This is a genomic window from Dolichospermum sp. UHCC 0406 (assembly GCF_009712025.1).
Lineage (GTDB): Bacteria > Cyanobacteriota > Cyanobacteriia > Cyanobacteriales > Nostocaceae > Dolichospermum > Dolichospermum lemmermannii.
The window spans coordinates 41,752-67,646 of sequence record NZ_VILA01000022.1 but is presented as its reverse complement, the minus strand read 5'-3'; the positions used below and the strand labels follow the sequence as shown (position 1 = coordinate 67,646).

At 37.4% G+C, this 25,895-nt stretch carries 20 protein-coding genes and 1 tRNA gene; 11 read left to right on the top strand and 10 right to left on the bottom strand.

Going from position 1 to position 25,895, the window contains the following annotated elements; all coding sequences use genetic code 11:
* Positions 1 to 18 precede the first annotated feature (18 nt).
* The 5 genes from FJR09_RS19155 to ndhD1 all read left to right on the top strand — a co-directional run bounded on the left by FJR09_RS19155 (position 19) and on the right by ndhD1 (position 6,819).
* Positions 19 to 756, top strand: a complete 738-nt coding sequence (locus FJR09_RS19155) for an SDR family oxidoreductase (protein ID WP_015079722.1) — start codon at positions 19 to 21, stop codon at positions 754 to 756.
* Positions 757 to 921: 165 nt separating this feature from the next.
* Entirely contained in the window at positions 922 to 2,736 is a 1,815-nt protein-coding gene (locus FJR09_RS19150; RefSeq protein WP_015079721.1) for an ABC transporter ATP-binding protein/permease, read from the top strand.
* Positions 2,737 to 3,130: 394 nt separating this feature from the next.
* Positions 3,131 to 4,300: a DUF6014 family protein gene (locus FJR09_RS19145; RefSeq protein WP_015079719.1), complete on the top strand. Its 1,170-nt coding sequence runs from the start codon at positions 3,131 to 3,133 to the stop codon at positions 4,298 to 4,300.
* A gap of 379 nt (positions 4,301 to 4,679) precedes the next feature.
* A complete protein-coding gene (locus FJR09_RS19140; protein WP_041457863.1) occupies positions 4,680 to 4,910 on the top strand; it encodes a hypothetical protein in 231 nt (76 codons plus the stop codon).
* 340 nt (positions 4,911 to 5,250) lie between these two features.
* Positions 5,251 to 6,819, top strand: a complete 1,569-nt coding sequence (ndhD1, locus tag FJR09_RS19135; protein ID WP_174782929.1) for a photosynthetic/respiratory NAD(P)H-quinone oxidoreductase subunit D1 — start codon at positions 5,251 to 5,253, stop codon at positions 6,817 to 6,819.
* A gap of 161 nt (positions 6,820 to 6,980) precedes the next feature.
* On the opposite strand, the gene FJR09_RS19130 is transcribed toward ndhD1, so the two are convergent.
* Together FJR09_RS19130 and FJR09_RS19125 are read right to left on the bottom strand one after the other, a co-directional pair.
* Positions 6,981 to 7,051 (bottom strand) — tRNA-Gly (locus FJR09_RS19130).
* 50 nt (positions 7,052 to 7,101) lie between these two features.
* Complete coding sequence (locus FJR09_RS19125) at positions 7,102 to 8,205, bottom strand: hypothetical protein (protein ID WP_015079717.1); 1,104 nt, start codon at positions 8,203 to 8,205, stop codon at positions 7,102 to 7,104.
* Between the two features lie 540 nt (positions 8,206 to 8,745).
* On the opposite strand from FJR09_RS19125, the gene FJR09_RS19120 reads away from it, so the two are divergent.
* Complete coding sequence (locus FJR09_RS19120) at positions 8,746 to 9,342, top strand: GNAT family N-acetyltransferase (protein WP_015079716.1); 597 nt, start codon at positions 8,746 to 8,748, stop codon at positions 9,340 to 9,342.
* 176 nt (positions 9,343 to 9,518) lie between these two features.
* Here the strand turns inward: FJR09_RS19120 and FJR09_RS19115 are convergent, their stop codons facing one another.
* From FJR09_RS19115 to FJR09_RS19095, 5 genes are all read right to left on the bottom strand, one after another.
* Entirely contained in the window at positions 9,519 to 10,658 is a 1,140-nt protein-coding gene (locus tag FJR09_RS19115; RefSeq protein WP_015079715.1) for a histidinol-phosphate transaminase, read from the bottom strand.
* Between the two features lie 120 nt (positions 10,659 to 10,778).
* Positions 10,779 to 11,765, bottom strand: coding sequence for a DNA (cytosine-5-)-methyltransferase (gene dcm, locus FJR09_RS19110; protein WP_015079714.1), 987 nt, complete (start codon positions 11,763 to 11,765; stop codon positions 10,779 to 10,781).
* 79 nt (positions 11,766 to 11,844) lie between these two features.
* Complete coding sequence (gene gor / locus FJR09_RS19105) at positions 11,845 to 13,224, bottom strand: glutathione-disulfide reductase (RefSeq protein ID WP_168652391.1); 1,380 nt, start codon at positions 13,222 to 13,224, stop codon at positions 11,845 to 11,847.
* 76 nt (positions 13,225 to 13,300) lie between these two features.
* On the bottom strand, positions 13,301 to 13,564 hold the full coding sequence (locus tag FJR09_RS19100) for a hypothetical protein (protein ID WP_254433157.1): 264 nt from the start codon (positions 13,562 to 13,564) through the stop codon (positions 13,301 to 13,303).
* A gap of 4 nt (positions 13,565 to 13,568) precedes the next feature.
* Positions 13,569 to 14,384 carry a sulfurtransferase gene (locus FJR09_RS19095; protein ID WP_015079711.1) on the bottom strand — a complete coding sequence of 272 codons (816 nt, stop codon included), beginning with the start codon at positions 14,382 to 14,384 and terminating at the stop codon, positions 13,569 to 13,571.
* 142 nt (positions 14,385 to 14,526) lie between these two features.
* Here FJR09_RS19095 and FJR09_RS19090 point away from each other — a divergent pair, with 142 nt between their 5' ends.
* Complete coding sequence (locus FJR09_RS19090) at positions 14,527 to 15,399, top strand: tRNA (5-methylaminomethyl-2-thiouridine)(34)-methyltransferase MnmD (RefSeq protein WP_015079710.1); 873 nt, start codon at positions 14,527 to 14,529, stop codon at positions 15,397 to 15,399.
* 29 nt (positions 15,400 to 15,428) lie between these two features.
* Here the strand turns inward: FJR09_RS19090 and FJR09_RS19085 are convergent, their stop codons facing one another.
* Both FJR09_RS19085 and FJR09_RS19080 read right to left on the bottom strand, forming a co-directional pair.
* Complete coding sequence (locus tag FJR09_RS19085) at positions 15,429 to 16,532, bottom strand: cellulase family glycosylhydrolase (protein WP_015079709.1); 1,104 nt, start codon at positions 16,530 to 16,532, stop codon at positions 15,429 to 15,431.
* A 16-nt stretch (positions 16,533 to 16,548) separates the two neighbouring features.
* On the bottom strand, positions 16,549 to 20,028 hold the full coding sequence (locus tag FJR09_RS19080; RefSeq protein WP_168653888.1) for an AAA-like domain-containing protein: 3,480 nt from the start codon (positions 20,026 to 20,028) through the stop codon (positions 16,549 to 16,551).
* 270 nt (positions 20,029 to 20,298) lie between these two features.
* Here FJR09_RS19080 and FJR09_RS19075 point away from each other — a divergent pair, with 270 nt between their 5' ends.
* From FJR09_RS19075 to FJR09_RS19065, 3 genes are all read left to right on the top strand, one after another.
* Positions 20,299 to 21,627: a tectonin domain-containing protein gene (locus tag FJR09_RS19075; RefSeq protein WP_015079706.1), complete on the top strand. Its 1,329-nt coding sequence runs from the start codon at positions 20,299 to 20,301 to the stop codon at positions 21,625 to 21,627.
* 82 nt (positions 21,628 to 21,709) lie between these two features.
* Positions 21,710 to 22,258 (top strand): AbfB domain-containing protein, encoded by a 549-nt coding sequence (locus tag FJR09_RS19070; protein WP_015079705.1) that lies wholly within the window; start codon positions 21,710 to 21,712, stop codon positions 22,256 to 22,258.
* Positions 22,259 to 22,361: 103 nt separating this feature from the next.
* A complete protein-coding gene (locus FJR09_RS19065; protein WP_015079704.1) occupies positions 22,362 to 22,826 on the top strand; it encodes a DUF6006 family protein in 465 nt (154 codons plus the stop codon).
* A gap of 30 nt (positions 22,827 to 22,856) precedes the next feature.
* Here FJR09_RS19065 and FJR09_RS19060 read toward each other — a convergent pair whose 3' ends face one another.
* A complete protein-coding gene (locus tag FJR09_RS19060) occupies positions 22,857 to 24,200 on the bottom strand; it encodes an AAA-like domain-containing protein (protein ID WP_168653887.1) in 1,344 nt (447 codons plus the stop codon).
* Between the two features lie 249 nt (positions 24,201 to 24,449).
* Here FJR09_RS19060 and glmU point away from each other — a divergent pair, with 249 nt between their 5' ends.
* Positions 24,450 to 25,805 (top strand): bifunctional UDP-N-acetylglucosamine diphosphorylase/glucosamine-1-phosphate N-acetyltransferase GlmU, encoded by a 1,356-nt coding sequence (gene glmU, locus FJR09_RS19055; protein WP_168653886.1) that lies wholly within the window; start codon positions 24,450 to 24,452, stop codon positions 25,803 to 25,805.
* Positions 25,806 to 25,895: the final 90 nt, after the last annotated feature.

Sequence of the window (25,895 nt, the reverse complement as noted above, 5' to 3'; positions counted from 1 at the left end):
ATTTGATGAGGTAAGACAATGTTTCAGTTGCTATCAGGCAAAAAAGTGGTGATTATTGGTATAAGCTCAGGGATTGATTTGGCGATCGCCAAAAAAATGGTAGAAATGGGGGCAAAAGTTGTACTTTCCCACTCATCTCAAGAGAAATTAAATGAGGCGATGGCGTTGATTTCTCTGGGAATTGAGGGTAAAACTGTTGATTTGTTGAATGAGGATGCAGTCAATGGTTTTTTTGAGCAGATCGGCAACTTCGATCATTTGATTGTAACGGCGATGGGAGACAGAAATATGCCGCGATCGCTTTTAGCAGAGATGACCACCCAAACGGCTCAAGGTGCGATGGATAAATTCTGGGGGACGTTCTTGGCTGTGCGTGGATCGTTGAAAAATATAGCGCCTGACGGCTCTATTACTCTCACATCCAGTGTCACTATCTTCAAATCTTCAAAAATGGGGGGGATTTCCGCTATCGCCGCAGCGAATGGTGCTGTTGCGGTGTTTGGGCGCTCACTGGCCTTAGAAATTGCACCGATTCGGGTCAACGTGATTGCGCCTGGACTGATAGAAGATACAAGTATCTGGAGCAGTCAAAGCGAATCTGAACGCTCAGACCTGACAAAATGGGCGATCGCCGCCTTACCTGTCGAGCATCTTGGTCAACCTGAAGAAATCGCGCAAGCAGTGTTAAGTGTAATTACTAATCCCTATCTCACAGGGGTGATTTTGCCTGTGGATGGTGGTGTAACTTTACTTTGAATTGTCAGTAACCCAGCCCTAAAGGGACTGGGCTTGTAAGAGAAATCAAGCAAGCTGTACTGACCAGACCACCCTGAGCGGAGTCGAAGGGAGTCCAAGGGTAGCCGTTATTTGAATGATTAATTTTTCATATTCAGCATTCATAATTTATCTTATTTCTAAAATATGCCAACCCAAGTTGTTCAAGCTCAACCCATAACAAATGCTTTTTCAGATTTTACTCAATTTTTGGCAGGTGTAAAAGCGATTGCGGCACCTTATTGGTATCCAACAAAGCAAGGTGAAAGAGCATTCTCAGACGTGATTCGTTCATGGGGAATGCTGATTCTCCTGATATTACTAATAATCGCGCTTGTGGGTATGAATGCTTTTAGTAGTTTCGTTAATCGTTATTTGGTCGATACTCTGATTCAAGAAAAAGATTATTCTAAGTTCATTAATACCTTATCAGTCAATATTGTTGTACTTGTTTTTGTAACGCTTTTAGTAGGATTTTCTAAATTTGTCAGAAAACAAATTGCTCTTGATTGGTACAACTGGCTCAATTATCATATTTTAGATAAATATTTAAGCAATCGTGCTTATTATAAAATTAACTTTAAAGCAGATATTGATAACCCAGATCAGCGTTTATCCCAAGAAATTGAACCTGTTACCACTAAAGCTCTGAATTTTTCGGCTACTTTACTGGAAAAAGTCCTGGAAATGGGGACTTTTTTCATAATTATCTTGTCAATTTCCCAACAGATTGCGGTTATTTTGCTTGCTTATACAATTATAGGTAATTTTATTGCCATTTACTTAAATCAAGAATTGACTAAAATTAATCAAGAGGAACTCGTATTTAAAGCTGACTACAATTATTCCTTGACGCATGTTAGGAATCACGCTGAATCGATAGCTTTTTTTCAAGGAGAACCCCAAGAATTAAATATAATTGCGAAGCGATTTAATCATCTTTTCAAAAATACCCAACGCAAGATAGGTTGGGAGAGAGGGACGGACATTTTTAGCAGAGGATATCAATCTATTATCCAAATATTCCCCTTTTTAGTACTTGCACCTTTATATATTAGAGGTGAAATTGATTTTGGACAACTGGGACAAGCCGCTTTAGCTTCTAATATGTTTGCTATTGCAATGGGTGAATTAATCAGTGAATTTGGGACTTATGGACAATTTTCTAGTTACGTTAAGCGTTTAACTGAGTTTTCAAATGCTTTAGAAGCAGTTACTAAAAAACCAGAGAATGTCAGTACCATTAAAACAGTAGAAGAAAACCATATCGCTTTTGATCATGTCACTTTACAAACACCCGACTATGAGCAGGTGATTGTTGAAGAATTATCACTTTCTGTCAAAGCAGGAGAAGGTTTATTAATTGTTGGCCCTAGTGGTCGAGGTAAAAGTTCTCTGTTGAGAGCGATCGCTGGTTTGTGGAATGCGGGGACTGGTCGTCTGGTGAGACCACCCTTAGAAGAAGTCTTATTTTTGCCGCAACGTCCTTATATAATCTTAGGAACTTTGCGCGAACAGTTACTTTATCCTAGTACAAATCGTCAAATACCTGACGCAGAACTGAAAGATATTTTGCAACAAGTTAATCTGCAAAACTTACTAAGTCGAGTCGATAACTTCGATACAGAAGTTCCTTGGGAGAACATATTATCGCTGGGAGAACAACAACGCCTTGCATTTGCACGACTGTTAGTTACTCATCCTAGTTTCACTATATTAGATGAAGCAACGAGTGCTTTAGATTTGAAAAATGAAGGTAATTTATATCAACAATTACAAGAGAGAAAAACAACATTTATTAGTGTGGGACATCGGGAAAGTTTATTTAATTATCATCAATGGGTTCTGGAACTTTCACAAAATTCCAGTTGGCAACTTTTGACTGTACAGGATTATCGGCGACAAAAAACCACAGAAATTGCCACTACTAGTTCTTTGACCCTTATTAAGAATAATGCTTGAAAAGGCTCATACTACATTATGAAGTGCAACTTTAGTTTCTTATCTGTTCCTTGTTCCCTGTTCCCTTTTTTTGTAAGATTGAAGAGGATGTTGGAAAAGTTTATGGCTAAGAGGTTGTTTGAAAAGTATTATATGAAACCCATAATCTCCAAAAACCTAACCCCCCTACCCCCATTCCCTGCAAGGGAATGGGGGTTTTAAAGCCTCTCCCCTTGCAGGGGAGAGGTTTGGAGAGGGGTCAGTCTATACATTCAAAACTTTTCAAACACCCTCTAAGGCCACGCTACGCTATCGGCGATTATAAATCGCCCAGAGAGTGTGAATTTAGACTTTTCAAACACTCTCTAAAGCAATAAACGATATCAAACTTTGATTAAATCATTAGGCATAAAAAATGGTAACCATCTTTGTAGATGAACAAGAATTAACTAAACAAATAGTCCAAGATATTGGGCGAAATGAAATTGCTATTGCTGTCAAAAAACTGCGTCAACAGGCTAAAAACTCTTGTGAACTTCCTCCAACTTGGCTACTCAACACAGCCGATGCTTTAGAAAATAACGATTGGAGTATCTTGTCAGCAGGCTTTATCAATATGGATTTTATTGGTAAAAATGGCTATTTCTTAATTATCGCACCTTACCAAATAAATCGACAAAGCCAAGCCAATGTGACGTTAAGCGCACTTTACGGGAAAATACACGATAACCAAGAACCATCTATTGAACAATTAGAAAATCTGGTGCGGGCAAAATTTGGCACACTCGGACAACCAATTCCCATAAACCTTTCCTTTACCGAGATTGCTAGTTGGGGTAATGTCAGTGGTGAAAGTGGTGAAGCCTTTGTAGTCCCACATAGATGGTGTTTTCCTAATAGTGTTTGTGGTCCTGCATTAAACAATGCAAAGGAGCAGCGACGACGTTTTTTAGGTTCCAGCCACGAATGTATCCGAAAAATATTTGAATATGAAACAGCTAATTTACTATTAGGTCCGTTAGAAGACGAAATCAATGGTGAACGCTATCGCCACCTAGATACTCAAGTTCATGAAGCAGGACATGCGAGTGGTTTGGGATTTAACTTCAAGTTAAAGCATAAAATTTTCCGAAACTATACCAATTCTGGTGTAGAGGAATGGCGATCTGATAGCCTAGGATTTGAGTTTGCAGCTTGCACTTTACCTGCTCAAGAAGCTGGGAAGTTGGTAGCTGTCAATTTCTGCATTCGCTTTGGCTTAGATGCTCACCGTTTAGGAGGGATAGAAAAAGATGTGGATGTATATGCTAGCCTGATCAGCTTAGAATATCTTTTCCAAAATGATGCCATATATATCACTAAAAATAGTCAATTAGCTTTACGTAATTTGAGTTATCCAGGTTTACTCCAAGCCGTGGAACTCCATCGAGCGCAAGCATTATCTCTTACCCGAAGAGAGTTAAATCTTAAAAGTCCTACAGGTCTTTTATCTTTGTACAAAGTAGACATTCACCCATCAACTCAATCAATTTTTCAGGGGCTAATTATGGAACGCTGTCAAAGAATTTGGGAACAGTTGCAATAATAATTTTTCTGTCTTTTTGCCCGGATTTCTCACAAAGAAAAGAAAAAAAGGGGTCAAAAACTGCGAAAATGTATATGTATGGCTTGCTGAATAAAGCTAAAACCGTTTATTAATAAAGGTTTTACAGATTTTTATCTCAAAAAAAATGCACCTATTTTGGCTGATGGTCTCCCAAAATAGGTGCATTTTTCCTTGTCGGATTTGGAAAATTGAGGATATCCATATAGCTAAAACTTTTTCTAGTATGATTGGCTTTTTTAGCTGAATAATATTTTTTGGCGTTGCTGAATTGAGGTATGAAATTCCCAAATTGAACCTTTAAAACTCAAACCTCAGTGCGTCTACTCTTCGAGATCACGAAGCGTGATTGCGCCTTTGCGTGAGACTAAAATTCATACCCTTAATCAGCAACGCCTTAAAATCTACTGGGGTGATTTTTCAGCCAAAAGACGAAAAAACGTGGCTATTTACCTATAAAAACCGGGAATACATGATTACTTTTTACCCAGATGTATTTGATGAAATACCTTCTTTAATTCTCATGAATTTTGGAGAACCCTTGTTTGCAGAATTGTTGCGGTTAGTTCAGAACCAGGGGAAACGCAGCTAATTTTTTTGACAAAATGTAACTTATCAGGAGAACACATCTGTACTTTAGACAAAAAATAGAGAATGTGGGGGTTGACATTCGGTTTTAAATTTGTTATCATAAAATTGATAAGGAAGAACTATCATAAAATAATTCTGTAGATTGGGGATGATGGGAGGAAAACCAATACCTAATTCCTGATGTTAAAGACTTAAATAAATAAAATTAACTTATTTTGAACTTGGTTTGAGCATTTACGTTAATCTTATAGCTGTAATCGTTTATTTAACTTGATTCAGAAGTCACTAGATAATGAATTTTTGCCAAACATGATTTTAATTACAGATTGATTATGTTGAATATAGCTAATTTCCCGTGGCTGACGACGATTATTTTATTTCCCATAGCCGCGTCACTGCTGCTTCCTATCATCCCAGATAAAGACGGAAAAACGGTGCGCTGGTATTCTCTCACTGTGGGGCTGATAGATTTTGGCCTAATTGTCTGCGCTTTTTATACTAGCTACGATTTCGCTAATCCCGATTTGCAACTGGTGGAAAGTTATCCCTGGGTTCCACAGTTGGGTTTAAATTGGTCATTAGGGGTTGATGGCTTGTCCATGCCTTTGGTTCTCTTGACCGGGTTTATTACCACTTTGGCGATTTTAGCAGCTTGGCCAGTAACGCTGAAACCAAAATTATTTTATTTCCTCATTTTGGCAATGTATGGTGGTCAAATTGCGGTTTTCGCTGTCCAGGATATGCTGTTATTTTTCCTGGTGTGGGAACTGGAACTTGTGCCAATATACTTCCTGCTATCAATTTGGGGCGGTAAAAAGCGTCAATATGCAGCAACTAAATTTATTTTATACACTGCTGGTGGTTCGCTGTTTATTTTACTGTCTTCCTTGACAATGGGATTTTATGGCGATACTGTGACTTTTGATATGCGATCGCTCGCATTGAAAGACTACGCCCTGAATTTACAACTTTTACTCTACGCTGGCTTCCTGATTGCCTACGCTGTCAAGTTGCCGATTATTCCCCTCCATACCTGGCTGCCAGATGCCCACGGTGAAGCTACAGCGCCGGTGCATATGTTACTGGCAGGTATTTTGTTAAAAATGGGTGGTTATGCCTTAATTCGCATGAATGCCCAAATGCTACCCGATGCCCACGCTTATTTTGCACCCGCATTAGTAGTTTTGGGGGTAGTAAATATCATCTACGCTGCCCTAACCTCCTTTGCCCAGAGGAACTTAAAACGGAAAATTGCCTACTCTTCAATTTCCCACATGGGCTTTGTTCTGATTGGGATTGCCTCTTTTACTGATTTGGGTTTAAGTGGGGCAGTTTTACAAATGGTTTCTCACGGATTAATTGGGGCAAGTTTGTTCTTTTTAGTCGGTGCAACTTATGATCGCACACACACCTTAATGTTAGATGAAATGGGTGGTGTCGGTAAGAAGATGCAGAAGATTTTCGCCATGTTTACAACTTGTTCCATGGCTTCTTTGGCATTACCAGGAATGAGCGGTTTTGTCGCCGAATTAATGGTATTTGTGGGCTTTGCAACTAGCGATGCTTATAACCCAACATTCAAAGTTATTGTCATTTTCTTGATGGCTGTTGGTGTGATTTTAACGCCAATTTATCTACTATCAATGTTGCGCGAGATTTTCTACGGACAAGAGAATGAAGAGTTGGTTTCTCATCAAAATTTAATAGATGCTGAACCCCGCGAAGTCTTTATTATTGCTTGTTTGTTGATACCTATTATTGGTATTGGTTTTTATCCCAAATTGCTAACGCAAATGTATGACGCGACAACTGTACAATTAACAGCAAGATTGCGTGATTCTGTCCCCACGTTATTAGCAAATAAAGCGGTGGAAAATGTTTCTTTGACTGCGCCGATAATTGGTAATTAATTTATAATTACAACTGGGGTGGGTTTTATGCCTACCCTTGTTTCGCGCAGAGACGCTAAGGAGCAAAGACGCAAAGCTAATCTATATCGGCGATCACTAAACATAAAATGTAGGAACGCTTAATCAGTATTGAGTATAAGTTTTAAAAGCTTTCATTCAAAAGCGGGTGGCGGGAATCGAACCCGCATGATCAGCTTGGAAGGCTGGAGTTTTACCACTAAACTACACCCGCGTGCTTCTGACTTAACTAAGATAACATAGCTTTTATCAAATTGCAAGTAGCTATGGAGAATTTATGGGTTTAATTTTAAGACGAATATATAAATTGCTCAAATCGGGTTTTGATCCATCTTGATTATAAGCAGCAAGAAAACTCTCTTGTGCAAATATCTGGTTAAGTGCTTGTTCATAAATATTTGCTTGGCTGCGGAGTGCGGCTGGTTCAATCGTTATCACTATCGCTTGTTGAAATTGTCCATTTTTATCAATTATTAAACTAGCCAGTATATTTGCTGGTTTCAAATCCTCGTCGCTGGGAAGTATACTAGCCTCTAATTCCTTTTCTGTACTTCCTTTATATTCAGCCAGAACATCTGGTAAAGCATCTGCTATCAGTTGTTTTTGTTGTATTAATTCACTAATTTCTTCTTTCAGTATAGGACTGACGGTAGCTATAGCACCCCCTCTATTAGCCGTTAGGGAAGGTTCTGTTGTGGGAGTTGGGGAATCAGCAGGAATATCTTTGGGAAGCAGAGTTCCCTCTCCTAGTTTAACTTCTTGACGACTATTCCAAGGACGTTCACTTTCGGGAATTATTGATGTTGGTTCTGGTGTTGGGTTTGTTGGATATGATTGTTGTCTAACTGGTAGTTTTTCAACTTCAGTTTTTTCAACTTCAGTTTTTTCAACTTCAGTTTTTTCAACTTCAGGTTTTCTAACTTCAGGTTTTTCAACTTCGAGTTTTCTAACTTCAGGTTTTCTAGCTTCAGGTTTTCTAACTTCAGGTTGTTCAGATTTATCTTGTTCTGGTAAATTAACACTAGAATCAGCATCATCTTGATTACTGAGTTTAACAGATGCTGATTTTGGTGGAGTTGAAAAAGAAGATTGTGGTTTAATCTTTGGAGTTGTTGATTGGGTTTTGATTTGAGATTTTGGTTCGGAAGCAATTTCCATGAAGTCAATGGGAATCGAACTTTGGTTAGACTGGGGAAACCACGCTTGAAACTCATTTGATGAACGCATTAACCAAAATACTAATAAATGAAGAGACACAGAACCAATACAAACAAAAGTCCATAACCAAGGAGGATCAGTATGTCGTTTGAAGTTTTTAGATGTAATTGAACTATCATTTAAATGATTATTTGTAACGGTTGGTATCATGTTAATTTAAAAGTTGGATCTAACTAAAGAAAGAATTGCCAAAATTTTTAGTAAAGATGGTAGCGTTATGAATAATACATCAGGTTGACTTGTAGCCAAAGTATACTATTAAAGAAACACCTCTTTCTAAATTTAGCAATCAGCAATCACAACTAATAATAAGGCGTTGTCCTTTTAGGTAAAATGTCCCCCAGGATTGAGTATTATTCTAGGTTATGATTCTATTATCCATTACTCAGTACCTATCCCACCAGCTTCTTTAGTTCCCAAGTAGGGAAATTTTTTAGCTCGAATCCGCTCAGATATTTCGGTTAGATCGGTTTTACCACCTTGATGATAAGTTACTCTAACTACATAATGATTAACTAATTGTTTTCTTTAAGATACCATTTAGTTATAATTGGCAAAGGTACTAGGAAAATATCCTGTTATAGCTGTTGCCAGGTAGGTGAGAACGGACAGTCATCAAAAAAGTGAGCCCCCAAAACACTTTCAATCTTTCTGTCCCCTGCTATTAATCAAATTAATCCCCAACTAGCTTTGAAATCCTGGTTTTTTAACCCTACCCAACCCCAAGCCAGATCAGAAACCGCTACTCTACCTGTTGGACAACTCCAAATTCGTGTAGCTACACCTGATGATCTCATGAATATTGCTCAAATTGTGGCGCAAAGCTTTCACTCTCAGCAGGGTTTATGGGGTTGGACTTTCGCTTTGTTTCGTATGGGTATTTATGAAGATCTCAGGCATCGTCTTCAGTCTCCCACAAGCCATCATATTTGTTTGGTTGCTGTTGATGCTGCCAGTGAAGATCAGAAAATTATGGGAACTATAGAAATGGGTGTCAGGATTACTGATGCTTGGACTAGTATAAATCCAGGTTTCCCTTATCTATCTAATTTAGCTGTTCACCCCAGTTACCGCAGATTGGGTGTAGGTGCTAGTTTACTGGTTCGCTGTGAGCAAATCTCCCAAGAATGGGGATTTCAAGACTTGTATCTCCATGTTTTGGAAAACAATCATCAAGCCCGTCAGCTTTATTTTAAGTTGGCATATCGGGTATATAAAGTTGAATCCCCTTGGAATGCACTTTTTCTCAATCGCTCACGTCAGATATTACTACATAAACGAATATAGCAGGAGTCACTGAGTCAGTTTTTGTATTGATCAGTTTGAATTTTTTTCCCCGCAGAAATAGTTGTTAATATTCCAGATGAAGCTTTTGCTATTTTGGTTGGTGTGTTGACACAAACTGCAATAATAGTTCGCCGCATAGGTATTGATCTTGATAATTAATGGAGAATAATTATTCCCTATTCATGTAAAGCAATTTGTATTCGCTCTGTTGTGCGCGTGTTTTCTGCTGGTGTGCCGATAGTGATTCGTAAGCCATTGGGTAGAAGTCTAATCAGAGTCCCCTGACTTCTGAGTTTTTGGTTAAGATTTGTTAAAATTGTAACTAGTGAGTGAGCATCATCAGTTTTAACACGCAAGTAAATAAAGTTGGTGGTGCTGGGTGTAATTTCTAGATTCGGGTGTGTTGATAAAGCTGTGATCATTTTGGTTCTTTCACTCAGGGTTTGGGGAATTGACTCTAGTAAAAGTTGCCGATTTTCTAAAGCTATGAGGGCAGCAGCGATGGAAAAGCTGGGAAGATTGTAAGGAAGACGGACTTTTTCTAAAATAGCGATCGCATCTGGATGTGCGATACAATAACCTACACGCATGGCGGCAAGACGAAAGGCTTTGGAAAAAGTCCGTAATATTATCCAATTAGGATGTTGTAATAATTCCGCAGCTAAAGTAGTTTGACTAAATTCAAAGTAAGCTTCATCAATAACTACTAAAATTTCTTCTGGTAAACTTTTTAACCATTCTATTTCTGCTGTTGTTAAACAATTAGCTGTGGGGGAATTGGGGTGAACGACAAAAACGACGCGAATAGGGGGATTTTGTGTTTGGGCAATGGCAGATTTAGCTGCTTCTAAATCAGTTTCAAAATTGCTTTGATTTCTCCCGACTGTAACCACAGGAATGCCCAAAGTCTGCGCCAAAATTCCATACATGGAAAAGGTAGGATTGGCAACTAATATAGCACCTTCTCCTCCTAAACAGGTGGCAATTAATAGGGATCTAATTAATTCATCTGAACCATTACCAACGGAAATATTATCAGCGGTGAAAGTTGAATTTGCCAGATTTGCCGATTCGTTGACATATTGGGAAATGGCATTTTTTAAAGTTTCATGGCCACCATCAGGATAACGATTAGTTTCAATAAGTTTTTCATAAGTCCAAGCTAATTTTTCTTTGATTTCTGGTGGTAAATCTAAGGGACTTTCATTAGTATCTAATCGGTCAAATTGAATAGCGACTGGTTCGGCATTATCACTACCAGGATGAGCTTTATAAGCGTTAAGTTTGGATAAATCGGAACGGATAAATTTAAGCATTTGTTATTGGTGATTGGTGATTGGTGATTATATACCTTGTTCCCAGTCTCTGACTGGGAATACTATCACAGAGGCTCTGCCTCTACTGTTATGGAAAATGAAGGCAGAGCCTTCTATAATTCATTCCCATACAGAGTATGGGAACGAGGAACGAGAAATTTTTTTAACATTCAGATTTACTAATATTGCATTAATTACAGAATCAATCACAGTAGCAACACAAGGAATAGCGATGGCATTACCAGTTAATTTTCGCATGGTTTGATAACTTCCTACTATTTTATAAGATTCTGGAAAACCTTGCAATCTTAACATTTCTCTTTCTGTTAATCTTCTTTCTCCATTGACTAATAAATAATTATAAGATGCTCCTGCTCTCAATGCACAGGAATAAGGATATACACTGATATTACCAGATTTATTTTCATGCCATATTGTTGGTTGATCATATTTTTGATTAAGCTTGACTTTTTCTAAACGATTTTGTCTAATTTTGTCCGAAGCGTAATAAAAGTCAGAAACAGATTTTTCTAATATTTCTGATAAAGGCTGCATAGGCATTTTGATTAATGGCCAATTAAAATTATGATGATGAGTTTGATTTTTTAACCCGACTATCAAAATCCTTTCTCGTTTTTGCGGTAAACCAAAATTAACAGCATTAAGAATTTGATAATCTGTATAATATCCTAAATCTTTTAATGTATTAATAATTATTTGTAATGTTTGCCCTTGTTGATGTCCTTTTAGTTGTTTGACATTTTCTAATATAAAAGCTGAAGGTTGTTTATTTTTAATAATTCTGGCAATATCAAAAAATAATGTTCCTCTAGTATCTTCAAATCCTTTCAGTTCTCCACAAATGCTAAAAGGTTGACAAGGAAAACCACCTAATAGTATATCATGGTCAGGAATATCATTTTCATCAATTTTTGTAATATCTCCTATGGGTGTTTCTCCAAAATTTTCTAAATATATTTTTTGGGCATTTATATCAATGTCACTAGAAAAAACACATTGGCATGGAATTTTATAATTATGACAAATCCTTTCAATTGCTAATCTAAATCCACCTGTACCACTAAATAAGTCTATAAACTTGATCATTCACTTTGATGAAATATATGCAAACTAAACCTATCACAATTTTAGGGGTTTAGCACTGCTAAACCCCTACCAAATACAATTATCGCATGGTGACAAATTCCTCTGCTGCTGAGGGATGAATACCTACAGTGGCATCAAAATCAGCTTTGGTTGCCCCCATTTTCACAGCAATAGCGACACCTTGAATAATTTCTGCGGCACTATCTCCCACCATGTGAGCGCCTAAAATCTTATCAGTGTTAGTATCTACTATCAACTTCATCATGGTTTTTTCTTGCTTACCCGGTAAAGTGTAGTACATGGGGCGGAAGCTAGTTCGATAAATTTTGATATTATCATCACCGAATTTGTCCCTAGCTTGGGCTTCTGTCAAACCCACTGTAGCCGCTTCTGGGGTGGTAAATACGGCTGTAGCAACGGTTTCGTGACTGAATTCGCGACGATTGTTGCCAAATTCGCTGTCAGCAAAAGCACGTCCTTCACCAATAGCCACGGGTGTTAAATTTAAGCGGTCTGTGACATCACCAACAGCATAAATATGGGGTTGGCAAGTTTGACTATATTCATTGACGGAAATTGCATTTGAGGTGCTGTATCCTGGTTCTTCTTCAGAACTGGGAACACAGTCAAGTTGGGCATTTTCTAAGCCTAACCCCTCTATGTTGGGACTGCGACCGGTGGCTACTAAAAATACATCAGCAATAATGGGTTCTTGATTTTCTCCCGATAAGGTTAATTTCAGTCCTGCGTCTACTTTTTCTATTGCTGTCACTTCAGTATTTTGGATAATACGAATACCATGATTCGTCATTCCTTCTTGGATACTGGTGCGGATATCTTGGTCAAAACCGTTCAAAATTTGCTCTTTGCGGATAATTTGCGTGACTTCTGAACCTAAACCGCCCATGATACAAGCAAATTCACTACCAATATAACCAGAACCAATGATAGCGATATGTTTGGGTTGGGTTTTCAGGTGAAAGATTTCATTGGAGGTAATACCGTGTTCTATACCTGGAATCTCTGGTTTAATGGGACGACCACCGACAGCAATTAAAATTTTCGCGGCTGTATATTGTTTACCATTCACTTCGACTGTGTGGGGGTCTACAAAACTAGCACGACCGGAAATTAGTTCTACTCCGGCTTTTTCTAAAAAGCTGATGTGAAGTTTGGAAAGTCTGTTAACTTCGTTATCTATGGATGTAATAAAATGTTCCCAGTCAAATTTTACGTCTCCCACTGTCCAACCATAACCTGCGGCTTCTTGGAATTGAGCCCGAAAGTGAGAACCATAAACCATGAGTTTTTTGGGGACACAACCGCGAATTACGCAAGTACCACCAACTAAATCATATTCGGCGATCGCCACTTTTGCACCATAACTAGCCGCCCGTTTAGAAGCAGCCAAACCCCCAGAACCAGCACCAATCACAAACAGGTCGTAATCAAAAGTCATAAATTTCTACTTTTTTCACTAAAAATAGACTATTCAACTATATATAGTCAAGTTGCCTAGATTTAATCTAACGTAACTAACAACTAACAACTAACAACTGTACGGGCGAAGCATTTGGAGAACTATTTTTGGCAATGACCGATAATTTATCTTCCAAATGCTTCGCCCCTACTAACAACTGTACGGGCGAAGCATTTGGAGAACTATTTTTGGCAATGACCGATAATTTATCTTCCAAATGCTTCGCCCCTACTAACAACTGTACGGGCGAAGCATTTGGAGAACTATTTTTGGCAATGACCGATAATTTATCTTCCAAATGCTTCGCCCCTACTAACAACTGACTAATAACTAATCCAATCACTCCAACTACCAGCGTAAAGTTTAGCGGTGGGAATTCCAGCTATAGCTAAAGAAAGTAAATTTACACAAGCCGTCACACCAGAACCACAATAAACTAAAATTTCTTTATTTGTATCTATATTTTGCCAGTGTTGAGATTGTTCTGACGGAGGAAGTAGGCAACCAAAAGTATCAGTTATTTCTTGCCAAGGATAATTAACAGCACCGGGAATATGTCCAGCAATTTTATCAATTGGTTCTTTTTCTCCACGATAGCGTTCTCCTTCTCTGGAGTCTACTAAAACTACATCTGGACTATCTTTGTGATTTTTTACATAAGTAAAATCTACAACTTTATCCTCTTGGATTTGGGGAATAAATATGCCTCTTGCAGCAGTAGGAATTATATCTGTAACAGTATAACCTGCTTTTTGCCAACGGTTAAAGCCACCATCTAAAACAGCTACTTGTTCATGTCCTAAATACCGCAATAACCACCATAAACGAGATGCAAAAGCCAAGCGAGAATCATCATAAGCTACTACTAAAGTTTTTTGAGAATTTACCCCAATTGCTGATAATTTTTCGGCTAACTCTGTGGTATTTGGTAAAGGATGCCTGCCACCATGTTCTTGCACAGGACTAGATAAATCTTGATTTAAGTCTAAATAATAAGAGCCTGGGATATGATTAGCTTGATACTGTTTTTTTCCTAATTCGGCATCAGCTAAAGAAAACCGACAATCAACAATCACAACTTGAGAATTATTGAGATTTTCCAACAGCCATTGTGGAGAAACAATAAATTGATTATTCATGGGTAACTGGTAATTGGTAATTGGTAATTGGTAATTGGTGAAAACTATTCTTCTTTCTTCTTTCTTCTTCCTCCTGACTCCTGACTCCTGACTCCTGACTCCTGACTCCTGACTCCTGACTCCTGAACTCCTGACTCCTAAAATGTTTACACCCCAACAAACGCAAGATGGTTCTTTTACCTTTTTTTCCACAGAGTTTAATGAAGCCTTTCATAGTCACTATGGAGCAAAACAAGAGAGTTTCTTGAAGTTTGCTGTTCCGACTCGATTACCAATATTAGCCGAAACGGGATTTGTGCGGCTGCTAGATGTTTGTTATGGTCTAGGATACAATACAGCGGCAGCTTTACAGACAATTTGGCAAGTAAATCCTCGTTGCCGTGTGGAAGTGATTGGCTTAGAACTAAATCCCATTGTCCCCCAGGCGGCAATTAACCATCAGTTATTTAATGGTTGGGACGACAAATATATAAAAATTTTAACTCAAATAGCGTTTGCACATCAAATCCACATAGATTATTTGCAAGCTACTTTACTAATTGGTGATGCTAGAAGCTTAATTGTACAAGTACATGAATCAGGTTTTCAAGCAGATGCAATTTTTCTTGATCCCTTTTCACCTCCGCAATGTCCACAATTATGGACAGTGGAATTTATCCAAAAAGTATCAGAATGCTTGCATCAAAATGGGTTGCTGGCTACTTATTCCTGTGCTGCGGCTGTAAGGACTGCATTGTTAGCTGCGGGTTTGGTTGTCAGTTCTACTCCACCGATAGGAAGACGGACTCCAGGGACTATTGCTGGACATCCCAAACATGGTGAGGAATCAACTATATCCTCTTTACCGCCTCTTTCCCAAGCTGAAGCAGAACATTTACGAACTCGTGCTGCTATTCCTTATCGAGATCCTAGTTTAAGTGATACCGCGGCAATGATACTCAAAAGACGACAAGAGGAAATTCAAGTCTCTACTTTGGAATCAAGTTCACAATGGCGCAAAAGATGGCGAAGATAGGGATTGAAGAGACTCTGCTGGGAATCGGCCTAAATCCTGGAAGTCATCATTGCAGGTGTAACAGAGGTATTTTTGATACTATAAGGGCTGGAAATTGCTACTTCAGTTGCCCATCCTGGCTTGAGATTCTGGAACAAACGATCAGGAGTCATGTCCATAGTAGCACAAAGAGGATCATTATAACCGTTGCCAGGCCCCCATTCCCAGGCATACCAGCCAATTTCGTGTTTGTGACATTCTTCTAAGATGGTTTTGTAGTCAATTTCTCCATCTGGACTACATCCACTTTTATTTTCACCAGCATAAGCTCCAAATTTGGAGAATTCGCCGACGATTAGGGGATAACCTAGATTAACTGACTTTTGCAATTGCGATCGCACAAAGTTAGCATCAGCACCATTAGATATACCCCAATAAAGGTGAACTGAAAACAGTAAATTGTTGTCTGGGTCAGTTTTGAGTAAAGTAGATGCAGTAGCATCGAGGATGCCGAGATTTTTACCCCAGTCGGGAGCATCTATTACTAAAGGAGTACGAATTCCTGCGGCTCGCATAGATTGAATAGCTGTTGTATAACCATCAATAAATTGAGCTTCATTCACCTGATCATTTCCTGCTTCATTGGCAATATTAACTAATAGATATTGTTGATATTTCTGGATTAAATTGACAACATTAGGCTGAACCCAGTAATCAACCAATGTCTGAAGACGATTCCATTCTCCTGTCGCATCATGTAACTCAATCATGGGAATAAGTTGATTATTTATGGCATTATTAATCAGTTGATCCAGGACATTAATATCTGTTGTCCTTTGTTGAGTTGTGATAGCCCAAACAATTCTGACTGTATTTGCCCCCGTTTTGCGAATTTCTGGGAAAGAAATACTGCCAGTGGGATCTTCTCCATCCCATACCGACATTTTGTTAACTCCGCGCAGAATGACTTTGTTGCCAAGCTGATCATATAGGTTTCTACCCTGGATATAAAAAGTAGTTTTTTGAGGAGTGTTGCGATTAATTTTTTGACGGTTTTTTTTGAACTTAACCAACTTAGCAACAGCTTCATAAGAAAATAATAAATTAGCAGCGAAACCAACTCCAAACCAAGTTAAAAATTGACGACGATTCATAAATAAATCCTTATTTTTAATTGCAAATATTTTTATCAGTATTGCTCACTTGGGAATTGTTTTTGAGATAATTATCTAACCAGTTACAACCCCGATCAATTAGATGATCAAAATCGAGAGTTTCGGCATTCCAGATTTCCACAAGTCCATCATCACTCACCGAAGCAATTTTTTTGCCATCAGGACTGAAGCTAACATTCAAAAAAGCATAACCATGTCCTTCAATAGTTTTGATTTCCTGACCATTTTCCACATTCCAAAGTCGGATTGTGCCATCAGAACTAGCAGAAACTATAATTTTGCTATCAGGACTAAAGCTAAATTTAGTAACTCCCGCAGTATGACCTTTGAAAGTTTTGATTTCCTGACCTTCTAAACTCCAGAGTTTAATCGTTTTATCCTGACTACTAGAGGCAATTATTTTACCATCAGGACTGAAACGAACATTAGTGATATAACTATTATGTCCTTTGAAAGTTCTCAGGTTTTTTCCTTCTAAGTTCCAAAGTTTTATTGTCCCGTCATGATGACCAGAAGCAATCATCATGCCATCAGGACTAAAATTAACACTACGAACCCTACCACCATTTCCTATCAAAGTTCTCAGTTCTTGATTATTTATATCCCATAGTTTGACTGTACCATCATAACTAGCAGTTGCCAGAATTTTACCGTTAGGACTAAAGTTGACATCAATAACTTGATCTTTGTGTCCTTGAAAGGTTTTAATGTTTTCACCATCAAGACTCCAAATCTTAACCGTTTGATCAAAACCTACAGTGGCAATTGTATTACCATCGGGACTAAAGGTAATGTTCCAAATCCGATTCCAATCAAGATTACTGTTGGGACTAATAGATTTGAGTTTTTGACCATCAATACTCCAAAGCTGAATAGTTTTATCATCTCCTGCTGAAGCAATGATTTTACCATCGGGACTAAAATTAATAGCCCAAAGAGAGTCAGAATGTCCAATTAAAGTTTTGGGTTCTTGATCAAGATTCCAAAGTTTAATTGTATTGTCAGCGCTCGCAGAGGCAATAATTTTATGATCGGGATTAAAACTCACACTAAAAACAGAATTATTATGCCCTTTGAGAGTTTTCAATTCTTTACCTTCAATACTCCACAATTTAACTGTGTTGTCAGCACTACCAGAAATGATCGTCTGACCATCGGAGCTAAAGCTAACACTAGTAACATAATTGTCATGTTTGCCAATAGTTTTGAGTTCTTTTCCATCTAAATTCCAAAGTTTAATAGTAGTGTCTCCTCCCGCAGTAACTATGGTTTTTCCGTCAGGACTAAAACTAACATCAAAAATAGATTGATTACCTGCTTTCCAGGTTTTAATTTTTTCTCCATTTGCACTCCAAATAATTATAAATCCCCCTAAATCAGCCGTAATGATGTTTTTGCTATTAAGACTACAACTAATACTCCAAATAGGAAATTTATGACCTTTGAGAGTTTTAATTCCTTGTCCATCAATACTCCAAAGTTCAATAGTATTGTCTTGACTAGCAGCAGCAATAATTTTACTATCAGGAATAAAACAAAGACTATTCATGAAATTATCTTGGTTATCTTGTCCTTTTAAAGTGATTAATTCTTCTCCATTTATTTGCCATATTTTGATAGTATTATTTGCACTTATAGCCGCAATTATTTTATTATCTGGACTAAATTTAACATTTCTAAACATTTGATTATTATCAATAAATCTTCTGATTTCTTTGCCATTGATATTCCATAGTCTAACTGTATTATCTTCACTAGCAGTAGCAATTATTTTTCCATTTGGGCTAAAAGTTACACTTCTGACAGCATCATTATGTCCTTCTAAACGATTTCGTTCTCTGACTTTATAAACTGCTCTTTGTAATGCTAATTTTACAGATTCTTTAGTGTTAATATCTGCCCAAGTTGCTAATTTTAATTGCCTAGCTGCTTTTAGGGCTGCAATTAAAGCATCAAGTTCTCTATTTGAGTTTAATAAAGCATGGGAAGATATACTCAAAGATGTGATTTTTTCTAATTGTATATCCTTAATCATTCTATTTGCCAAAGTTCCAGTAGACATCGCTATAACTATGCTAATTACTAATACTCCTCCTCCTATTTGAATCCGTTTTTTAGCTTTTTGATTAGCTACTAATAAAACATCATTTGCTGTTGCTAAAATCCCAGATGCTTCTGCTTCTATTTGCAATTTTTTCTGAATATCTCGCTTTTCTAATTCCTGACTAGCATCTAAGAATTTACGATCTAAATCGCTTAAACCTTTATCTGCTGCCCAATTACGAGCATCTTGTAAACTTTGACCACGTAATAACCGCGATTCATCTTGAAAATTGGAACTTACCCAAATATTTAACATTTGAGAGTAAGGTCGAATATTTGCTAATACTTTATCAAGCCATATTTGATTAAATATTTCTGCATAAATACAATTGTAAATTCGCAATTTCCCCTGTTGTTTAACAATTAATCCTGTTAATCGTAATTGAGTTTGTTCAGGACTATCATCGGCAATTATTTCTCCATGGTTTAATATTTGTTGATATAGTCCTAATAATCGTCCAGTTTGATTTTCTGAACTTTGTAAAATTCGATCACGGATAGTTTTTAAATGTTCTGGTTCATCCTGTGCTTCCCAATTTTCAATAATTTGAATTTGGACTAATTTTTCCACATACTCCTTTTCCTGAAACGCTGGAAATGAATGATTAGAAGTGCAAATTAATTGACAAAGCTTTTGGGTTAAAAATGGTTGTCCTCTAGTCCACTTTAACACCTCTGATAATATTGTTTTTGGTCTAGCAACTATGTCCTCTAAACCTTGCATTAAGGATTCTACTTCATTTAATTGAAATCCATTTAATTCGATAGCTCTACCAATATTAAAAGGGGTGCGATTTTTATCAGCAATTAAATTAGAGGGAGTTGCTACTCCTAATAAACAAAAGGTGAGCCGTTGATATTCTGGATTATCTGCCCGTTGATTATAACAAGCACGAATAAAGGCAAAAAAATCATCTTTAAAACTTATCCTTAAAATACTGTCAACTTCATCAATGAAAATAATAATTTTTCCAGGAAATTCTGTTAATAGTACATCATCAATTAATTCACTTAATCGTTGTTTAGGTGGTAAAAATTCCCGTTCTCTCCACCAAGTCCCAAAATTCACTTTTTTGGATAAACCAAAACCCCGCAACAACTCAGAAACCAATCCTCCATACCATTCAGAAGGTGTAACATGACTACCAATTCTAGTTAAATCAACTGATGCACATTTTATTCCTTCTTCTTTAAGCTGTTTCATAGTATGTACGCGCAGACTCGACTTACCCATTTGCCGCGAGTTTAAAATATAGCACAAGTCTCCGTTTTTTAAGCCTTCATAGAGGTCAGAATCAGCTTGTCTAATCACATAAGTAGGATGCTGATATTCTAGACTGCCTCCGAGTTTGTAGTAGTTGAAATTTGTCATACTATTTAAGTAATTTAGGCATCTTGCCTGCTATTAGTGTATTTTATGGAGATGAAATTTGCTATCAATGAATGAATATAATTTAAAGGGTTTCTCCAGAAAAAACACATATTTTGGGATTTACCTGACTTTTTATGACATTTACTGACTTTACTAAAACTACTCAATTTAACTACTGATTTTTTAGGTATAGACAGCGATTGAATTAAAGGACATAATCTTAGTTAACAAGCAGAAAACACATAAAAATCTTAACTCAACAGAAAAATCATGAAACCTAACTTTATCAGCAAAAGCCTAGTAACATTATTAATTTTTGGAGCAATTTTAACTTCCGGTAGTCCCAGTCAAGCGGCTCAATTAATTATTAGAGCAATTGAATGTAAATCTGTCTCTACTGGTATTAGTCCTGGTGTTCTCAACGCCATTTTTAAACCACTTGCTGCTGTGACTCAAGCACTGATTTCTACAGCCCTCCCAGGCGATTTAAGCGAAGCCAGTAAGCTAATAGCCGCTATTCCTGACGTAGCCCAAGCAATTGATAGTGCTGGTGGCGGAGATCCTGACGATCTTTATTTAAGTTTATCTAATCAACCAAAGCGAGATTTAGCAGTTTGGCCAGCACCAGGAAAAGACTATGATATTAGCAAAGGTCAAGTAGTTCGTCCTAACCTCAAACTTGATTTCTCTAACGTTATTGATGTAAATTTCTGGGAATATGACAGTGGTAGTGGAGATGATTTTTTGGGTCGTTTAACTGTTAATGAATCTGAAGCTGGTGGCGTAAAAACAAAAATTGTTTACAACCCAGATGAAGGAAATATTTATGTAGTTGAATATGAAGTAACTGGTGTAGCAGTAGCACCTCAACCCGCAGCCCAACCCGTCGGACAACAATGGCAAGAAGTTCCCGGTTGTGCTAAAAAAATTGCATCTGGAGGTGGTATAACTTGGGTTTTAGGTTGTGCCAGTGGTGGCAGTGGTGGTTATCAAATCTTTTCCAGAAACGGTTCAAATTGGGAGCTAGTTGAAGGTGCAGCCACAGATATAGCTGTTAATTCTGATGGTACTCCTTGGGTAGTTAATGCTAATGGCACAATATTTCAAAGAAGTGGTAACTCATGGCAACCAGTTCCCGGTTGTGCCAAAAAAATCGCGGCTGGTGGTGGTAAAGTTTGGGTTTTAGGTTGTGCTAGTGGTGGAAATGGTGGTTATCAAATCTTTACTTGGAATGGTTCAGGTTGGGATCTAATTCCTGGTGCGGCTGTAGACTTAGCTGTTGACTCTCGCAACACTGTTTGGGCAGTGAACGCACAGGGAGAGATATATCGCTACGCAAATTCTCGTAGGGGTGGATACTCCATAACAATTGGTAATTCTTGGAAACAAGTTGCCGGTTGTGCCAAAAAAATTGCAATTGGTGGTGATAAAGTGTGGTTATTAGGTTGTGCAAATAATGGCAGTGCTGGTTATGAAATCTTCTCTAGAAATGGTTCAAATTGGGATCTAGTTCCCGGTGCAGCTGTAGAAATTGCTGTTGATGCTACTGGTAATCCTTGGATAGTTAATGCTAATGGAACAATATTCCGCGCCCCATAAAAGTAGGTTGGGTTGACGCAAGGAAACCCAACAATATCAAACTTCAAAGCATAATTCAAATTAATAGGAAATTGGAACAATCATGAAATTTAACCTACTAAAAAGATTCTTGAGTATTTCAACTTTAGGTTTGTCAGTCTGTGGGATTGTGCTAACATCATCATCTTCCGTTTATGCCCAATATAAAAGTTTGTACGGTCAAGTTCAGTCCTTTCGTTCGTATAACTTTCCTGATCGCTATATTCGCCACAGAAATTTATTGGGCTACATAGAGCCAATTAATAACGAACTCGGAAGAAAAGACGCAAGTTTCAAAATTGTTCGGGGATTAGCAAATAGCAAATGCTCTTCATTTGAATCTGTAAACTTTCCAGGTCATTTCTTGAGACACGAAAATTTCCGACTGCTGTTGTCAAGGATGATCAATCAGCAGCTTTTTAGGGAAGATGCTACTTTTTGCATTAAAGGTGGACTCTTTGGTGATGATGCTCGTTGGACATTGGAATCTCTCAATTTTCCTGGACACTACATCCGACACAAGAATTTTGAGTTGTGGGTAGAACGCTCAGATGGTAGCGATTTATTTGCACAGGATGCGTCATTTAGGATTTTCAATCCTCTCTATCGGTAGGGTAATCTTGTTCGTCAATCAAAACTACTTTTTTTCCTAATATCTAATGAATAGAGTTGACTTTCATAAAATATTCACTGCTATAAAATATTGGAGATATTTCATGTCATTAATTAAATTACGTCAAACTCACAACTTACTTACCAAAGGCTTATTAACTAACATTTTTACTGTGGCTGTTAGTTCAATATTGTTCACCAACATTGGTACAACTAATGCCTCACAGGTGGTCACTCAGTGGTATTTTGGCTCATGGGATTGTAATATTGATGGTCGTAATGCCAAAATGCAGTGGCTTGTAGTTGATGACCCGCAAACTCAGTGTGATGGTGATGTCTGTAGGACTACATCAGGTGTTAAGGTTGTAGGACAGTTCAGTGATAATGGTAGTGCATGGGTGTCACTAGCAAAACATTCTGCAAATTCAACATCTCTCTCAATTCGTTATTTAGGTCAAGAACAAGATAACTGGTTTTTAAGATACAATGTTAAATCAGGTCGGGCTATCGGTTGGACTACCTGGAGAGGCAAACGTTATCCTTTATCTTGTGCAAATAGAAGACGTTAGGAAAAAATTTCACGAATACAAATATTGATTTTAATTCTGCAAATGTTCTCGAAAATATTGTTGATATAACTGACAACTTGGTGTTAATTTATCTCCTATTCTCTTTACTAATCCTATGCTGTAAAGTTGATATGCTGAAATTGTTTCTACGCTTACAGGTTTTTGAGCCGTAACTACTTCTAGGAATGCCTGAGTTAGATGAGGATTAATTTTAAAAGTATGCAAAAATCGCCGCAAATGTTCTTCGTAAATTCCGGCATTTGTTGGCGCATTTTGCAATAAATTTTCTAAAGTTATATCCCCAAGTGCTAGATGATAAAGTGCCAATCTAATTAAATATGGATGTCCCCCAACTAGAGACATTAATTGCTGTAATTGATTTTGATTATAATCAAGTTGATGATTGTGGGCTAAAACTTTTATTTGTTCTTTGGTAAATTCTGTTAATTCCACTACTAAGCCAACATTAAAGGGGGATTGATTGATATCTAATGACCCATAATTTTCGGTAGAATGGACTACAGCTAATCGTAATTTTTCCCAAATATCTACAGTTTTAGCTTCTTCATGCCAACTTCGTAACATGGCAAAAAAACCTTGGGAAATTTCAGGATATTGAAAAACTCTATCTACTTCATCTAATGCCAAAACTAAATTGTTATTGATATTGTCTAAAATGTGATCTTCAAAATATGTGGTACAATTAATAATGCTACCTCTATATTCATCCCAAGATTCATTTAATAAAGAAGGTAATTTTAATTTGTGACTAACATAAGCACAGAACCAGCGTAAAAATTTATCTAAATCATTAAAAACAGTTGCTTCTGCTTGCAAAAAATTTAATCTTACTGTGTGATAACCTTGCTGATTTGAGTGAGCGATAATTCTATCAAGTAGGGATGTTTTACCCATTTGATTTGGGGCTTTAATCCGAATTAGAGAACCAGCCTGGAGAATTGTATCATAACAACGTTCTTCTATTAGATTGCGTTGAATATAAAATACAGAATTTAGAGGAACTGAACCTTTTGGGTATTCTGGTAAAAATTCATTTTTGATGGGATTAGAAATATTTTGATGTAATTCTGTTTGTAGAATGTTGTTATTGTTAAGATGCGAACGTTCAACTGCTGCACGAAAATTAGTTTTATTAACTTCTTCTCCTAATGCTTCTGAAAGTAATTTCCACAATTTGAAACCTACATCTTGGCGGAGATATTTGGCTGTATAACCTCCATTATTGGCAATTTCATCATAATTTAGACCTTGCCAAGATCCTTTCAGGATAATTATCTCCACATCTTTCAAGTGTCTGTTAACTTTATTAAAGACAACTGTATCTAAAATTTGTAATGCTTCTTCAACGTTCATATATTTAATTTATGCCGATTGAAGTCAGTATATCGAGTTTGTGCCGAAAAAGAAATATCGAAATTTGGATACATCGCTTACTTGTTAAGGTATTCTCATTAATTGAGACTATCCCGCTAACAGTGGGATGGGTTCTTTTTCATCTAAAATCTCCAGAAGACTCCCACTACAGATGATTAACTGATATGATTTGACCTGGAAGGGAGCAAATCAAAACAGCATTTATCGCAAATTTACTGATATATAACTATGGTTGTTGTAGCAATTCTCGCGGCAGGAAAAGGCACAAGAATGAAATCAAATCTGCCTAAAGTTTTACATTCTTTAGGTGGTAAATCTTTAGTCGAACGCGTTATTGAAAGTGCTGAACCCCTTTTACCTTCACGCAGATTAGTAATTGTTGGCTATCAGTCCCAAGAAGTAAAAACGGCTATGAATGCAATTCATGGTGTGGAGTTTGTGGAACAGACTGTACAATTAGGCACAGGTCATGCTATCCAACAATTGCTTCCCCATTTAGAAGGTTACACTGGGGATTTATTGATTTTAAATGGTGATGTCCCTTTATTACGGACGGAAACTTTAAACAACCTCTTACAAACTCACCAAGAAAATCAAAATTCTTGTACTATCCTCACCGCACAATTGTCAAATCCTCAAGGTTACGGACGAGTTTTTCGTAACAGTGAATGTATTGTCCAAAAAATAGTTGAGGACAAAGATTGCACTCTTACCCAAAGAGAAAATGACCGCGTGAATGCTGGTATTTACTGTTTCCGTTGGCCAGATTTAGCAAAGTTTTTACCTCAATTAGAAGCAAATAATGCCCAAAAAGAATATTACTTAACTGATGCTGTCACTCAGGTTGGTAAGGTAATGGCTGTAGATGTGGAAGATTACCAAGAAATTTTGGGAATTAATGATAGATTGCAATTAGCAACAGCTAACGATATTTTGCAAAGACGGATTAAGGAAAAATGGTTGTTAGCAGGTGTAACGCTAATAGATCCTACCAGTATTACGATTGATGAAACGGTGGAATTACAACCAGATGTGATTATTGAACCGCAAACTCATTTGCGCGGAAAAACGATAATTCAAGCTGGTAGTCGCATTGGTCCGGGGAGTTTAATTGAAAATAGTGAATTAGGTGAAAATGTTACTGTTCTCTATTCTGTAGTTACAGATAGTATTATTCAATCTCAAACTCGAATTGGACCCTATGCCCATTTACGTGGTCATGCTAAGGTGGGTGCTAATTGTCGAATTGGTAATTTTGTGGAGTTGAAAAATACCCAATTAGGCGATCGCACTAATGTATCACATCTCTCCTATTTAGGTGATACGACAGCCGGATCTCATGTAAATGTTGGTGCGGGGACAATTACTGCTAATTATGACGGTGTGAAGAAACATAGAACAATTATAGGCGATCGCACCAAAACCGGTTCTAATAGTGTTTTAGTTGCACCTATTACTCTGGGGAATGATGTCTACATAGCCGCAGGTTCAACGGTAACGGAAGATGTCCCTGATGATTCTTTGGTTATTGCACGCAGTCGTCAGGTTGTGAAACCAGGTTGGAAGATGAAAACTGATACTTAATGTTTTTTTGGGTGCGTTAAGAAACGCACCTTTTTATAGCTATTTTTAGGTAAATGAACTAGTGTTTTTGTTTCGCGCAAAGGTGCAAAG

Coding starts and splice junctions, on each gene's coding strand:
- FJR09_RS19155 (WP_015079722.1), top strand. CDS start 19: ATGTTTCAGTTGCTATCAGGCAAAAAAGTGGTGATTATTGGTATAAGC.
- FJR09_RS19150 (WP_015079721.1), top strand. CDS start 922: ATGCCAACCCAAGTTGTTCAAGCTCAACCCATAACAAATGCTTTTTCA.
- FJR09_RS19145 (WP_015079719.1), top strand. CDS start 3,131: ATGGTAACCATCTTTGTAGATGAACAAGAATTAACTAAACAAATAGTC.
- FJR09_RS19125 (WP_015079717.1), bottom strand. CDS start 8,205: ATGATACCAACCGTTACAAATAATCATTTAAATGATAGTTCAATTACA.
- FJR09_RS19115 (WP_015079715.1), bottom strand. CDS start 10,658: ATGCTTAAATTTATCCGTTCCGATTTATCCAAACTTAACGCTTATAAA.
- dcm (WP_015079714.1), bottom strand. CDS start 11,765: ATGATCAAGTTTATAGACTTATTTAGTGGTACAGGTGGATTTAGATTA.
- gor (WP_168652391.1), bottom strand. CDS start 13,224: ATGACTTTTGATTACGACCTGTTTGTGATTGGTGCTGGTTCTGGGGGT.
- FJR09_RS19095 (WP_015079711.1), bottom strand. CDS start 14,384: ATGAATAATCAATTTATTGTTTCTCCACAATGGCTGTTGGAAAATCTC.
- FJR09_RS19090 (WP_015079710.1), top strand. CDS start 14,527: ATGTTTACACCCCAACAAACGCAAGATGGTTCTTTTACCTTTTTTTCC.
- FJR09_RS19085 (WP_015079709.1), bottom strand. CDS start 16,532: ATGAATCGTCGTCAATTTTTAACTTGGTTTGGAGTTGGTTTCGCTGCT.
- FJR09_RS19080 (WP_168653888.1), bottom strand. CDS start 20,028: ATGACAAATTTCAACTACTACAAACTCGGAGGCAGTCTAGAATATCAG.
- FJR09_RS19075 (WP_015079706.1), top strand. CDS start 20,299: ATGAAACCTAACTTTATCAGCAAAAGCCTAGTAACATTATTAATTTTT.
- FJR09_RS19070 (WP_015079705.1), top strand. CDS start 21,710: ATGAAATTTAACCTACTAAAAAGATTCTTGAGTATTTCAACTTTAGGT.
- FJR09_RS19065 (WP_015079704.1), top strand. CDS start 22,362: ATGTCATTAATTAAATTACGTCAAACTCACAACTTACTTACCAAAGGC.
- FJR09_RS19060 (WP_168653887.1), bottom strand. CDS start 24,200: ATGAACGTTGAAGAAGCATTACAAATTTTAGATACAGTTGTCTTTAAT.
- glmU (WP_168653886.1), top strand. CDS start 24,450: ATGGTTGTTGTAGCAATTCTCGCGGCAGGAAAAGGCACAAGAATGAAA.